This window comes from Mesotoga sp. H07pep.5.4, assembly GCF_003664935.1.
Lineage (GTDB): Bacteria > Thermotogota > Thermotogae > Petrotogales > Kosmotogaceae > Mesotoga > Mesotoga prima.
On record NZ_JFHM01000028.1, the window covers coordinates 20,871 to 35,442 of the forward strand.

General features: G+C 46.9%; 9 protein-coding genes. 4 read left to right on the forward strand and 5 right to left on the reverse strand.

The window, feature by feature from the left end:
* Positions 1–71: 71 nt before the first annotated feature.
* A complete protein-coding gene (locus Y696_RS12170) occupies positions 72–1,031 on the reverse strand; it encodes a GNAT family N-acetyltransferase (RefSeq protein ID WP_006489456.1) in 960 nt (319 codons plus the stop codon).
* 117 nt (positions 1,032–1,148) lie between these two features.
* On the opposite strand from Y696_RS12170, the gene Y696_RS12175 reads away from it, so the two are divergent.
* The gene (locus Y696_RS12175) at positions 1,149–2,318 is read left to right on the forward strand and encodes a TraB/GumN family protein (protein WP_006489455.1); all 1,170 of its coding nucleotides are present in this window, start codon (positions 1,149–1,151) and stop codon (positions 2,316–2,318) included.
* A 534-nt stretch (positions 2,319–2,852) separates the two neighbouring features.
* Complete coding sequence (locus Y696_RS12180; RefSeq protein WP_006489453.1) at positions 2,853–5,351, forward strand: ABC transporter substrate-binding protein; 2,499 nt, start codon at positions 2,853–2,855, stop codon at positions 5,349–5,351.
* Positions 5,352–5,738: 387 nt separating this feature from the next.
* On the opposite strand, the gene Y696_RS12185 is transcribed toward Y696_RS12180, so the two are convergent.
* The 4 genes from Y696_RS12185 to Y696_RS12210 all read right to left on the reverse strand — a co-directional run bounded on the left by Y696_RS12185 (position 5,739) and on the right by Y696_RS12210 (position 11,424).
* Entirely contained in the window at positions 5,739–6,368 is a 630-nt protein-coding gene (locus Y696_RS12185) for a class II aldolase/adducin family protein (RefSeq protein WP_006489452.1), read from the reverse strand.
* A gap of 1,864 nt (positions 6,369–8,232) precedes the next feature.
* Positions 8,233–9,639: an FAD-binding oxidoreductase gene (locus Y696_RS12200; protein ID WP_121510691.1), complete on the reverse strand. Its 1,407-nt coding sequence runs from the start codon at positions 9,637–9,639 to the stop codon at positions 8,233–8,235.
* The gene (locus Y696_RS12205) at positions 9,636–10,634 is read right to left on the reverse strand and encodes an electron transfer flavoprotein subunit alpha/FixB family protein (RefSeq protein ID WP_121510692.1); all 999 of its coding nucleotides are present in this window, start codon (positions 10,632–10,634) and stop codon (positions 9,636–9,638) included. The genes Y696_RS12200 and Y696_RS12205 overlap by 4 nt, the downstream gene beginning before the upstream one ends.
* Positions 10,627–11,424, reverse strand: a complete 798-nt coding sequence (locus tag Y696_RS12210; protein WP_121510693.1) for an electron transfer flavoprotein subunit beta/FixA family protein — start codon at positions 11,422–11,424, stop codon at positions 10,627–10,629. Before Y696_RS12210 ends, Y696_RS12205 begins: the two co-directional genes overlap by 8 nt.
* Positions 11,425–11,809: 385 nt before the next feature.
* Here Y696_RS12210 and Y696_RS12215 point away from each other — a divergent pair, with 385 nt between their 5' ends.
* The gene (locus Y696_RS12215; protein WP_121510694.1) at positions 11,810–13,618 is read left to right on the forward strand and encodes a diguanylate cyclase; all 1,809 of its coding nucleotides are present in this window, start codon (positions 11,810–11,812) and stop codon (positions 13,616–13,618) included.
* Between the two features lie 220 nt (positions 13,619–13,838).
* Complete coding sequence (locus Y696_RS12220; protein ID WP_259459948.1) at positions 13,839–14,567, forward strand: substrate-binding domain-containing protein; 729 nt, start codon at positions 13,839–13,841, stop codon at positions 14,565–14,567.
* Positions 14,568–14,572: the final 5 nt, after the last annotated feature.

The window sequence follows — 14,572 nt, forward strand, 5'->3', positions numbered from 1 at the left end:
TTTCCCAGCATTACTTCCTCGCGCCAGCAAGCCTCACTTCCCGACGTAGTCGGCCTCGCCTCCGCCGGTTTTCAAATGTAATCAAATCCGTAGTTTGGAAGTGAAAGAGGCAGTCCTTTGAATTTGCTGCAACAAAAGACTTCCTGGTTGAATTCCGCCAATGACAGTCTTTCAACGGTCTCTACGAATCTGTCATAGTCCTCTGAAGGCATAATCTCCGTGAAGTAACCCTCCATTTGGTCGAAGAAGCTTCTCTTGGAGATGATTTTCGCGGTGCCGGGAAACTCGATCGGAAGGCTCTCCTCTGCCTTGAAGTGTCTTTCGGCGACGATTATGCATCCCTTGAGTCCGAGTTTTTCGATATAGCCCCTTGTCAATGAGATTACGTCTTTGCTGCCTCCGCCGTATTCAATCACGTAATGATTGTCTTCTCTCTCGACAACGGTAATGTAAGCCTTTTCACTCAAGTACGCTTTTGCCTTACGTGCCTCCGCGTAACCCGTTGAGAAGGTTTTCTCGAAATCTGTGAAGTTCCTTATGTATCTCAGTGGTTTCATTCTGTAAAGATCGAGAATCTTACCAATGTCCGAAATTTTTGCTTCCCTCATAGATGCCGTTCTTCCTGGCTTCACGAGAATTCTTTTCGTGCCTGGCGGCCTGACCGCTCCGAACCGCTGGTATAGGCCTCTGCCTCCGGAAATTATGAGTAGTGACAGGCCCATATCTATAGCATGTTCTTCGGCCTTCGCAAGAGTCACGGCTCCGTAGTTCTTCCCACGGTAGTCCGGGTGAGTGCATACTGAACCGATGAGACCGACCTTCATCCTGTGTCCGAAGAAAGAGATTTCCCTAGGGAGTAAGCCGATCATCGACACCGGTCTTCCCTCCTCCTTAACGATTGTCATGTTTTCCACATTCTCTTGCGAAAACAGCACAGGAAAGATCTTTCCCATTTCACTTTTGAAGACAAGAGATGCAAGGTCAACCATCCCTTGTAGGTCTTCGATTTCTGCTCGTGCGGGATTGCTCAAGAGAACACCTCCCATGAATATCTAATGAGCTATATAATTGATAATCTCACAAAGAAGAGTTGGGTGCAAGATTGTGATTAAATAGAATTTGATAGTCAAATCGAAAGGGTGATTTCGTTGTCCGAGACAGTACACAGAATAATGCTTGATGACAAAGAATTGATAATTATCGGTACCGCTCACGTATCAAAGAATAGCGCCGAAGAAGTAAAGGCGATTATCGAAGAGGAAAAACCCGATTCCGTTGCAATAGAACTGTGCAACTCCCGATACCAATCGATACAGGATCAGGATAAATGGAAGAAGACCGATATCGCAAAGGTAGTTAAAGAGAAGAAGTCTTTTCTTCTGCTAGCTAACCTTATACTTTCCTCTTATCAAAAGAGAATGGCAAAACAAATAGGAATACAGGCAGGACAGGAGATGCTGCAGGCTATTGAGTCGGCAAAAGAGACAGGAGCGGAGCTTGTTCTTGCAGATAGAGATATTCAGGTCACTTTCGCAAGAATATGGGGAAATCTTGGCTTCTGGGGAAAGACGAAACTCTTCTTCACTCTAGTTTTGTCTATCTTCAGCGATGAGAAGATAACAGAAGAAGATCTCGAGAAAATGAAGTCGGGGGATATGCTGACCTCTGCGCTCAGTGAGCTTGCCAAGTCCTTTCCTCAGCTCAAGGAGTCATTGATTGACGAAAGGGACAAGTATCTCGCCCAGAAGATCAAGACGGCTCCGGGAAAGAAAGTCGTCGCCGTAGTTGGTGCCGGGCATGTCCCGGGTTTGAAAGAGGCCATAAAAGAGGATCAGGATCTTGTTGCACTCACGAAGATCCCTCCGAAGAAGAAGACCGGTAAGATAATCGGCTGGACGATCTCGATAGCGATCATCGCCTTGATTGTTTCAACGTTAATAGTGAATCGCGATGCAGGGTTTGATCAGATTCTAAGCTGGATCCTATGGAATGGATCGCTTTCTGCTCTAGGAACTCTTATAGCTTTTGGTCACCCTCTCTCTATACTGACGGCGTTCTTTGTTGCCCCTGTAAGCTCATTGAATCCGCTTCTGGCTGCGGGATGGTTTGCCGGACTTGTGGAAGCGATCGTAAGAAAGCCCAAGGTCTCGGATTTTGAGAACCTGAACGAAGATGTAAACTCCTTCAAGGGTTTTTGGAGAAACAGAGTCACGAAAATCCTTCTGATTGTGGTATTCGCGAACGTTGGAAGCAGTGTAGGCACTTTCATTGGGGGAGCCGAAGTAGTTAGAATTTTCATCAATTCTTTCTTCGGGTAGTAGCACGAAAGTGCTATCATATCGTACTAATTAATTGAATCAAGGTGAGGAATTCTAATTATTTGAGTTTGGTCAATATTGTCGGATAGATTGGTATTTCAGGTCTTGAGACCAAGAATCTGGATAACAAGAAATTATCAAATCATTGAAAAAGGAATAATAAGTATTTATGTAATGTTCTAAAGCTGGAAAATGAACTTCTCAGCGTTATCGAAAAGCTATTTCATGAAGTATTCTCGCACAATAAGGAGTTATAGAAAGACAAAGTAACAGGGCTGGTTTTATCTGGCAAAGACACCGTAAATTGGGCCTATTTGTTCTTCTGATTTTGCATGTGAATGTAATATAATAATCTTGCAAATACATTAGCTTCTTCGTGAAGCATGGATTACTTCAGCATCGACAATCAAACACACTGATTTTTCGTTCTATATTTATCTCTCTCGTTTCTTGCCACTACGTAGACGAAACAACTTTATCCCAGTTCAAGTTGTGACTCGATCGAAACGCTAATTTCTTAAGGAGGCGAAGGAAGTGAAGAAGCTAACTTATGTGCTGTTGGTCATGCTATTGCTGCTGGGCGGACTTGCTCTGTCCTCGCAGAAGGGACCTTATCCTGATCTTGTTTACTTCAACGTGAGAATGTCGGAAGAGATCGCGCTGAAGGACACGGCTGAAGGTCTTACAGATATATTCATGTGGGGTCTTTCAGGGCCACAGATCTTCGGGCTGGATCAGGCCACTAGAGACAAGCTTGACCTGTATGCTGTTCCATCAGGATCCTGGTCGCTACTGATGAATCCGATCCCTAACAAAGCGCCATATGTCGTTGAAGTTGGAGGGAAGGAGTACTTCAACGCCTTTGCGATCAGGGATATCAGATTCGCGATGAACGACCTGATCAACAGGCAATACCTTGTTGACGAGATTCTCGGAGGAGCCGGGACACCGGCCTTCACAATGGCTACTACTGGCCAGCCGGGAACGTACAGGTACAACCTTCTCGCCACGAAGTTTGGTTTGACGGCTGAAGGAAACGAAGCAAGGGCTTTGGAAGTCATAGAGAGCTCAATGCAAGCTGCAGCCGCACTACCGGAAAATGTTGGCAGGCTGGAGAAGAAGGACGACGGATTCTGGTACTTCGATAATGAGCCGGTAACAATCAAGATAGCCATTAGGGTCGATGATCCCCAGGGTCGTCTAAAGGAAGGAGACTACATTGCGGATCAGCTTGAAAAGGCAGGACTGAAGGCGGAAAGGTTGTACTGGGACAGGATTAAGTGCAGTAACGTCGTCTACGGAGGCGATCCGGCGGAGTTTACCTGGCAGATGTACACGGAAGGCTGGGGAGCCGGTGCAACGAGGGCCTTCTGGGAACATATCGTCGCGCAGATGTATGCTCCCTGGTATGGATACATGCCAGGCGGAATGACAGAAGGCTTCTGGAACTACGAACAGGATGAGATCGATGAAGTCACTCTCAAGGCTTATACCGGTAACTTCTTGACTGAGGAAGAGTACTGGGAACTTGCGCTAAGAGGCCTTGAACTCGGTTTGGAAGAAGCTGTTAGGATATACGTTGTCAATCAGCTCGACTTTTTTGTCGCGAACGCATCAAGACTCAAGCAGAGGTTCGCATATGGGCTGGGAGACGGTCTAAACACATGGTCGATAAGAACGGCCGTTACAGATGACCGAACGCTGTTCATAACACAGTTCTCGGCTATGGGATCTCTCTTCATGGATGCCTGGGACCCGATAGGGACGGATGGTTTTGACAGTGTTTATTCGAACTACATTGCCGAAAACCTATATGACCCGGCAATGTTCGAAAGCCCAGCTTCGGCTATTCCAACACCTTTGAGAGCGGTACCGATTGAAGTTCAAACAAAGGCGCGACGTAATGAAGAAGGAGACGTTGTCGGAGATTACGAAGTGCCCGCAAATGCTATCAACTACTGCCCGTTTAACGAAGCCTGGCTACAAGTTGGAGAAGGAAAGAAGTCGATCTCCATGGCTACCTATGAATTCAAGTTTGGCAAACTTCACCATGGGCAGCCGATTTCGGTCGTTGACCTCCTCTATGCCCAAGCATTCCAGATGGAATGGGCGAGCAAAGAGGGTGACGATGATCTCCAGTACGAACAGGCATATTCTTCTTCTCTTAAGAGTGGTCTCGATACAATCATAGGTTGGGTTTTGAACGAGGACGACACCATAACCGTATACTTCGATTACAACTTCCCGGCAAGCAAGGAAAGAGTTGCTAGCTGGGCAGCACCAGGTATAAGCGTTTCTTCGTCGGGTCATCCAGTTGGCTGTGCCTGGGAGATAGCAGAAGCCATGTCTCTCCTTGTAACTGAAGGCAGCGAATCCGGTACTGCTTACTCAATTACAATGGATCCCGCCTTCACAGAAGTAGATGCCATTGCTCCTGCTTGTGTGAAAGACATCCGAGCTAAACTTGTCGAGATGAAGGAAAGAAAGCATATTCCGAACTACATCAAAGAATTTGTCGACGAGGAATACGTACTTGGCAGATACGAGGCTGCAATCGAATTCATAGACAATTACGGCCACGCCTATATAAGCAATGGACCTTTCTATCTGTCGAAATTCGACTCGACTTCCAACTACATGGAATTGAGAGCTTTCAGAGATCCCGACTACCCTTACGAAGACACATACTGGATAGAGGAACTGAAAGCTGTAAGGATGCAGATAGACAGCTTGGAAACGCCTGCCTTTGTGGCTAAGGGCAGCGATCTTCCTGTAAGTGTTTACGTCTCGGAAGTCACTTATCCAATAGATGAGGCTGTTCCCGCAACAACCGGAAAGGTGACTCTGTCCCTGATAGTTGGACAGGAGGCAAGGGAGTTCGAAGCCGCAATGACCGAAGCCGGATTGTTCGAGTGCGTGATACCGGCGAGTGCTATTGAGGATCTCGGCGCAGGATCGTACGACATCATGGCAATTGCCGAGTTAGAAGGGGCCATTCCCGCTTCTGCTTCGACTTCTATAGTAATCTACTGATAAGGTTCAAGTTGAAGAGGCAGTGTCTACTACGACACTGCCTCTTCTTTCATTTGTCCTGTACAGCGACTAAAGATGGAGTGGAAGTCTACAAACCCACCAGATGGACTTCTCGTGCACAGTCTGTTTTTTTCAAACTGAATAAAGCCTTCTGAAATATCAGTAATTCAGTCAAAAGAGAATCGAACCAAAAACAATCGTGAAGTCTAATTGAAGGCAGCAGCAGCGGTTTCCAGTGGATAAACTCTTTTGACAAGTATATTTTTCGAGTAAAGAGACAAAACTCCTTCCTTTGAAAAGCAACTGGAGAGAATAAATTCACCCTGAAACGCGACTTTATAGGCAATCTCGGGTGCTTCTGCGTGAAAATCTAAAGAATGGCTGAAACTACTCCTTAGATCCTCTTATTTTTTTCAAGAACTTCTCCACATCTTCGGAAGGGATTTCGAGGTAACCGGGTTTGGCACCGGAAAGGAGGGTGATCTGAGCCAGAAACTCCAGCGTCTCGAGCTTTGCATATGCCTCTTCAATACTACTTCCGCCGACTGTAACACCGTGGTTTCTCAAAACGAAGGTTCGCGAGCCCAGCTTCAAACCCTCGTCGAATATCTCCGCAAAATCATCCGTACCAGGCATTCTGTAGGGAAGATAGGTTATCGGAGCCAGCATGAGCGCAGTTTCAGGAAGAACATTCACAGGAAACTTCTTCTGCTGAACTGCGATAGTGGTCGCGTAAACGGGATGAGCATGGAAAACGGAAACCACGTCTTCACACTCTCTGTAAATCTTCAAATGCATCCTGTATTCCGATGATGGTTCGCGCCTCCCACTAACTTTCCTTCCATTCAGATCTACCTCGACAAGATCCTCTTCCGTGAGAAAGTGCTTCACCATTGTTGTGGGGGTAATCACAAAATGATCTCCATTTCTAACGCTCATATTTCCACCGGTACTCTCGGTAAGTCTTCTGTCCCATGCCAGCCTCGCGAAAAGGACCAGCTCTTTTCTCAAATCCATAGTGACCTCCATTTTGTTCTATATTTTGCTCCATATATAGCATGAAATAACTATAAGTCGATTCTATTATAGCCAGTCACGCTACACGTGACCATCAGGCTTTGCCTCAGTCTCCCCTTCGGCGGGATGCATTGCACTAAGGGGCATCAGATGACGCAATGACGGCAAGCCTCTGAAGAAGTGATGCTTGCGCTTGCACACCAGGAGGCAAGAAACAAAGAAAGAGAGGTTTGGGAGCGAAATCCTTTGCAGAACCCCTGTACGCTTATGAAAAACCGTTTTCCGTCAATGGTCCTCCGTCCCCGCCAAGAAGCATCGGTTCTTCGTTCCGACGCTGCGCGTCCAGGTTCTTCGTTCTTGGATAAGATCGAGATCCTAAGAGACGCTTTACGCTTAAGAGCAAAAACCCGCTGGTCGCTGCAAAGAGCCGTCCCTGGTCCTTCCAAACCATGAACCCGTCCTTCGAAAGAACATGAAGAACAGATCCTCGCTCTGGAACAAACAACTTCTCCTCGGCAAACGGAGAACCGCTCAACGGTCAACCAATTTCTCTTGCTCTTTCGAACCCCCAACCACGGCTTTTCGAAGATCAGATCCAGAAACAAGTTCGGGATGACCCTAAACAGAGGCATTTCAGGACAGGCTTCGTGAAATGACAACGAATGCTTATTCCGAAAACGTCTAAATCCGTCATCTGAACTTGATTCAGAATCTTTCTTTGAAAGTCATTTGGAACAAGCTACCTGCTATGCATGCCCACGGTTTCCAAAGACAGTAGATCCCGAAACAAGTTCGGGATGACAGCGTATGGTTACTCCGAAAACGCTACAACGCGTCATGAACTCACTTCAGCATCTCTTGTTCGTGGTTTTTGACTTTAACCAAGAACTAAGAACAGATCCTTGCTCTAGAACGAATAACAGATTCTCCTCAGCGAACGGAGAACCATTCAACAGCCAACCAGTCCCTTTGCTCTTTCCAACCTCTTACCACTGACCTCTACCCTCGGTCTCCCTTCGAAGCCCAGATCCCGAAACAAGTTCGGGATGACAGCCTCTCTATAGTACTGAGGTCGTGATGGTTCCCGTCATTCCGACAAAGCTCCTGGTCGGAATCTTGATGAATTGCTTCACAGCTCTCCTCGGCAAACGGAGAACCGCTCAACGGTCAACCAATTTCTCTTGCTCTTTCGAACCCCCAACCTTGGTTTCTCGAAGCCCAGATCCCGAAACAAGTTCGGGATGACCCTGAACAGAGACCCCAAACAGGAGCCCTGAACAAGAGCATTTCAGGGCAGGCTCATTGGGGCAGGCTTCAGGGCTGCTCATTGGGATGACAACTGACCGTTATTCCGAAAACGCCCAATTCAGTCATTCCGACAAAGCTCCTGGTCGGAATCTCGATGCTATTGCTTCAAGGCTCTCCTCAGCGAACAGAGAACCATTCAACGACCAACCAGTTCCTTTGCTCTTTCCAACCTCTTACCACTGACCTCTACCCTCGGTCTCCCTTCGAAGCCCAGATCCCGAAACAAGTTCGGGATGACAGAGTGAGGGACTTCCATAAACCGATGTCAGGATAACTTTCTCAAACGCAGCAAAACCTTGAATTTATTAGCCGTTTCTGTTCACGAGACCCGAAACCCGTTTTGTTGGGCTTTTCTACTCGCAACTCAGAACTTGCAACTTGGAACTTACAACTGATCCCTTGCTCTTTTTCTTTGGATTTTGCCTCCTGGTGCGTAAGCGCCAGCATCACTTCCCCGGATGCCCTTCCGGGCATCACTTCCTCGCGCCAGCGAGCCTCACTTCCTGCTGGAGGCAGCATCACTTCAGATCTTGATGGCCCCAACCTCGGTTTCTTTTCAAAGATCCACTATTTTCCCCGGATTGAGTATGTTGTTTCTATCAAAGGCCTTTTTTATGCCTCGAATTAGGTCAAGTTGCGCTTCGTCTACTATCGATGCGAGATATTTCTTTCTCTTGATACCTATACCGTGTTCTCCGCTGATGCAGCCCCCTAACTCTGTGGTTTCGTCAAAGAGCTCTTTCTCGGCCAGAGGGAGATTTCTGTCCCACTCTTCCTGGGGAAGGTCTCCCTTTATGAAAGTGACATGGACATTTCCATCGCCGGCGTGGCCAAAGGCAATCATCTCGAGTCCGCGCTTCTTTGCGATCTCTTCAGACCTCTTTATTAGCTTAGGTATGTTCGCCATCGGAACGGAAACGTCTTCCATGCTGTGTACAGGGCTTATTGCGGCCAGTGCTTCCGCAATCGACTTTCTGGCCTTCCATAGTTTGTCTCTCGTATTCCGGTTGTCTGCCACAAAGGCCTCAAGCCCACCCGCTTCGATGGCGGCTTCTCCGAGTTTGACGTAATCGTCGAATACCGCATCTTTGCTGTTGCCTTCGACTTCAATTATCAGGTGAGCGCCGGCGTCAGCATACGGAAACTCGATGTTCAGGAAGCTGCAGGCCGCCCTTATCGATGAGCCGTCCATAAACTCTAGGGAAGTAGGGACAACACCCGAACCGCTCATCAAACCAGGTACTGCGGCAATTGCCGTGTCGATATCCGGGTATGGTACAAGCAGAGCCACGGAATACTTCGGCTTTGGTAGCAGCCTCAGAGTTATCTTCGTTACAATTCCGAGCGTGCCTTCAGATCCGACCATGAGATGAACGAAGTCCAGACCGCTGACGTCCTTAAGTCTCTTTCCTCCGAAGTATGTGACCTCGCCTGAGGGTAGTACAACCTCAAGGCCGTAAACATGGTATCCCGTCGGTCCATATTTCATGACTTTGTTTCCACCGGCATTTTCCGCAACGTTGCCCCCGATCGAGGAGCTTTCGCTGCTGCAGGGATCGCCTCCGTAAACGAGATTATGCCTGTCTGCCAGTTTCTGAATTTCGCCGGTTATCACTCCCGGTTCGACAGTAATCATCATGTTTGCTTCGTCGAACTCGAGAATCCTGTTCATCTTCTCGAAACTCATGACGATTCCACGGTATGAAGGCACCGCGCCTCCCGAAAGGCCCGTTCCAGCACCTCTTGGGGTAACTGGAATCAAGTGCCTGTTTGCAAATTTCATGATCTCCGACACTTCCTCAGTACTTACAGGGAAAGTGACGACCTCCGGTCTGACGGCTTTCAGTTCCGCCGTCTCGTCTCTAGAATATCTATCCAGTGACTCCTCATCGTATTTGACGGGGATGTTGAGTAGTGATTGTAGCTCTTCGATTAGGTCCGCGTTGAGCCGTCCGTAATTCATCTCTTCACCTCCGACTCAAGAGACTTTGCAAGCTCGTTCAGAATCTCGACAGCGTCTCCAACAAGCCCAATATCTGCGAAGTTGAAAATCGCGGCGTTCCTGTCTCTGTTTATCGCAACGATGAACTCTGCGGTTTGCATCCCCGCAATATGCTGAACGGCGCCGGAAATACCCGCAGCGATGTAGATCTTCGGTTTAACTGTATGGCCGCTCAATCCGACTTGAGCTTCATGTCCTATCCACTTCGAATCAACGATCTTCCTTGAAGCGCCAACGGTTCCGTTGATCATTTTTGAAAGCCTGAAGATCGGTTCCATGTTTTCAACCCTTCGAAGTCCCATGCCTCCGGCGATTATCACTTCGGCGTCCTGAACTCCCTTCTGCCCCGCTCCTATTGGATGAAACTCGATTAGTTTTGCTTCAGTTTGGGTCAAATCTGGAGTCACTTTAAAGTTAACCAGTTCATTTTTGCTTTCATACGCTTCCTTCAGAGCCGAGAATGTCTTGGGTCTCACGGTGGCCATCTGAGGCCTGTGATTCGGGGTCTTTATCGTCGCCATTATGTTGCCGCCTATGGCAGGTCTTGTCTGAAGAAGATTTCCAGTTTCCTCTTCTATATCTAGACCGGTGCAGTCGGCCGTCAGGCCAGTCTTCAAGAGAGCCGCCAGGCCGGGCATATAGGTTCTGCCTGAAGTCGTGGCCGGTGCAAGTACGATCTCTGGAGCGAACTCTCTTACGATAGCTGCCAGAGTCTTTGTGTATGGTTCGAAATTGAATCTTGAGAAGCTTCTATCCACTGCCTGGATAATTCGATCTGCCCCTCCTGAGAAGAGAGCGTCAGCCGATTCCTCTTCGACAGGCTTGTCGGAAAGAACCACTACAGAAACCGTAAGAGGCCTCTTTATGGATAACTCTCTGGCCTTTCCAAGTAGTTCGAATGTACTTGAGTGGATTTCATTTCCTCTTCTTTCTGCGATTACCAGGAGATCACTCATGGTTCACCTCCAGATAGGGTGCCAACCTCTTTTTTATCTCATCTATTCCATCTCTGATACTGCTTCCCTCATACATCTCTACCTTCCTAGAGAGCTTCGGGGTTCCTATTCTTACTACCCTTGTGGGTGATCCTTTCAAGCCGATCTCAGATGGATCTAATTCCAGAAAATCGTTGCCGATCCTCTCTACTGATGCGTTTCTCGCGAGTTTCTTTCCATTCAAGGTAGGGAGTCTGGGTTCATTGACATCCTTAGTCACCGAAACAAGCGAAGGTAGGGGTAGCTTCCATATTTCCTTTCCGTCTTCCACTTCGCGTTCGATTGTAATGCCCGATTCATCTAGTTCAGCTATTCTAGAAACGTATGTAGCAACGGGAACACCCAGCATAGCACCTGTTTCAGGGCCCACCTGACCGGTTTCTCCGTCGGTAGCCTTTTCGCCGGCCAGGATCAGGTCAAAGGGACCTTCTTTTTCCGCAAATCTCGCGAGAGCCATTGATGTAGCCCACGTATCGGCGCCTGCGAACTTACGGTCTGTGAGAAGCACCGCCCTGTCGGCGCCCATTGCTATTGCTTCCCTCACGGCCTCTTCTGCCGCAGGTGGTCCCATAGAAACAACCGTAACGGAGTAATCTCCAGTCTCTTTGATTCTCAACGCTGTTTCCAGCGCGTGCAGGTCGAGAGGATTGATTACGGTGCCAACACCCTCTCTTATCATTGTTCCCGTCTCTGGATTGAGCTTCACCTCATCGGTGTCCGGGACCTGTTTTAGAAGAACAAGTATTTTCAAGACAATTCCCCCCAGGCATTTATTCTCTCTTCAATCTTAATACACGTGTCGATTACTTTCGCGGCCGTAGTCTAGATTATGGAGCGAAAGTCTATGAAAGACTGTTTTAAGCCACTTGATTATTATTGACCGTTATGCTCTGAAAACCGATGAAAAATTAGTTAATTGATTTAATTGTTAGAACAAAGTGAAAGCACACAAATGTAGACCGCAAAAACCTTTAAATATTTTTCCACAATATTGCTTTTGAGTTAATGGAAAGTACTTTGTAGTCTGATTGCGAGCGATAAATAAGACCCACAAATGATTCGACTAAATTCCTGGTTTTTAGAACTTCAATTTTTCGTAATGATTGTGCTATCATATCTCTAATCGGGGTGAATTGATGAAGAACGAGAAGGCTTTCTTCTTATTTTTCTTGGTTCTAGTAAGTACTTTTATTTTTGCGGACAAGCTGATTTTTGGCGGTGATAGCGCCTATCCTCCGTATGAGTTTGTTGATGAAAACGGTGAGTACACGGGATTCAATGTGGACCTGATGAAGGCCGTCTCTAGAGTCGCCGAGCTGGATATAGAAATAGAGCTCGGTGAATGGGATCTCGTTGTCGAAAGGTTCAAGTCAGGAGAACTTGACGGACTAATAGGCATGGCTGTCACTCCCGAACGGCAAAAGATATACGGTTTTTCGATTCCCCACAATACTCTGCACATGGCGATCTTTTACAGAAAAGGTTCCGAAGAACCTGACGTAGATGATCTAGAAGGAAGGGAAATTATAGTTCAGCGAAACGATGTCATGCACGACTATCTCCTGGAAAACTCAATAACCGACAAGATTGTCGCTGTTGAGTCTCCTCTTGACGGCTTGAAGCTTCTTTCATCGGGCACCGGGGATTTTGGCCTCTTCGAGAAGTATCAGTCTCTCTATTTTGCGAAAGAGAATGAGATCGATAATCTCGAGGTTTCCGGTGCCACGGTTTTCGAGAGAGATTATGCCTTCGCCACAGCAAGAGATGACTTTGTTCTTCTCAACAAGCTCAATAAGGGACTTCTCCTTGTCAGAGAGAGCGGTGAGTATAAGGATATATTCGAGAAATGGTTTGGCTCCGCAAACTGGTTTGAACAGAATAGAAAGGAATTGCTCTTGTCTGTTGGAATGCTCGTTATATTCATAGGCGTGCTATTTGGTCTTTGGTTCTGGAACCACACTTTACAAGGGCGCGTTAAGGCAAGAACCGAGGAGCTTGAGAAGAAAGTAACTGAAAACGAGCGCCTCAGGGACAAGATAAGGAGTCTCCACGATATTGCCTTTAAGATGGAGAACTGCACAGAAGAAGAGGAAGTCTATGACCTCATAGTTAAAGCGGCCACCGAAATTCTCAGCTTCGACTATTACAGTCTTGATATTGTCGAAGGAGACTATCTTATCTCAAAGAGAAACTCGAACAACATCGAAGTCAATACAAGGGTTCCAAAGTACGAGGGAATTGCTGGAAAGACTTTGAAGACCGGGAAAACGATAATAGTCGATGACGTTTCGAAGGAAGTCGATGCAATACCTTCAAGCAGTAGGATCAAGGCTGTACTTAGTGTTCCCATCGGTGATTTCGGCGTTTTTCAAACAGTCACACTTGAGTCCGGGAGCTTCAAACATGAAGATGCAGAGCTTGCCGAGTTGTTGATGCTTCATGCTCTTGGAGCCTTTGAAAAGATCAAGAAGACTAGAGAAATACAGTTCCTTGCTTTTCACGATTCGCTGACCGGTCTTTACAACAGGACCTTCTTCGATGAGGAAGTATCGAGAGTAAACACTTCGAGAAATCTTCCGATTTCCGTAATTTTCGCGGATGTAAACGGGCTGAAGGGTTTGAACGACCGTTTCGGCCATTTCTACGGCGACGATTATCTGAAGACTATATCTCGCACAATCAAGGAATCCTGCAGGCACGAGGATCTAGTTGTTCGATGGGGTGGAGATGAGTTTGTTGTCCTTCTTCTGAGAACAGACACCGAAATGGCAGAGGAAATCGTTTCAAGAATCGAGAAAAATCTGAGCAAGATAGACTGTTTCGCCGTGGAAGCTAGTGTCTCATTTGGAGTAGCCACTAAGAGAGACATGCTAACTGATTTTCATGATGTGCTGAGAAATGCCGAGCTTGCAATGTATTCAAAGAAAAGAGAACTCAGAAGATAAGACAGAGTCCAGAAGACCAACCTTTCCTGAAACAACTGGCGATGATTAAGAGTGATTAAAGACGATTATGTCTTCTTTTTTTCTCTAAACTTCTTATCACTAAGATTTCCTCTGTCATTCAAATTTGTTTCGAGTTTGGTCGCTTGTTATAATTATAGTGTTTGTACGTACATGTGTACATTCGTATGTACAGAACAACTTTATAAGGAGGGTTTTGCTAATGCGTAAAGTACTTATGCTACTTGTCATGGCTTCAATTCTTTTCGGAGCCACACTGGGATTTGCAGTTTACGAAATTGCCTTCATAGTCAAGGCAACGGATTCTGACTTCTGGCAATACACGATAGTCGGCGCCGAGAACGCCGAACACGATCTACAGGGCCTTGTTAATGTCACGGTTTACGGACCTCCGTCCGAGTCAGACATCGACAAGCAGGTCGCTATTCTTGAGGACGTTGTCAACAAGAAGCCAGACGCAATCGTTATTTCTTCGACAAGCTCGGAAGCTCCTTCTCTGATTCTTGACGAAGCTTACAAGCAGGGTATCAAGATCATTCTCATTGACAACTTCGTCTATGATACCGGATACAATTCATTCCTCGCTACCAACAACAGAGTAGGAGGCGCTCTCGCAGCCGATAAGCTTGTTGAGTATCTCAAGGCAGCAGGTAAGGACCTCAAGGGCAAGATCGGTCTAGTAAGTGCAATGGCTGGTGTTCAGGTTCTTACAGATAGAGATGATGGGTTCAAGACAAGACTCGCCGAGATAGCTCCTGATCTAGAAGTCCTCCCCACGATCTATGTTGACAACGACATTTCTAGAGCAGCCAACGCTACGGAAGACCTCTTAATCGCTTACGATGATCTAATTGGAATGTTTGCGGACAACAACCACACAGGTGACGGAGTTGCCAGAGTTATCGAACTTCAGGGTCTTCAGTTACTCTAAGTTGT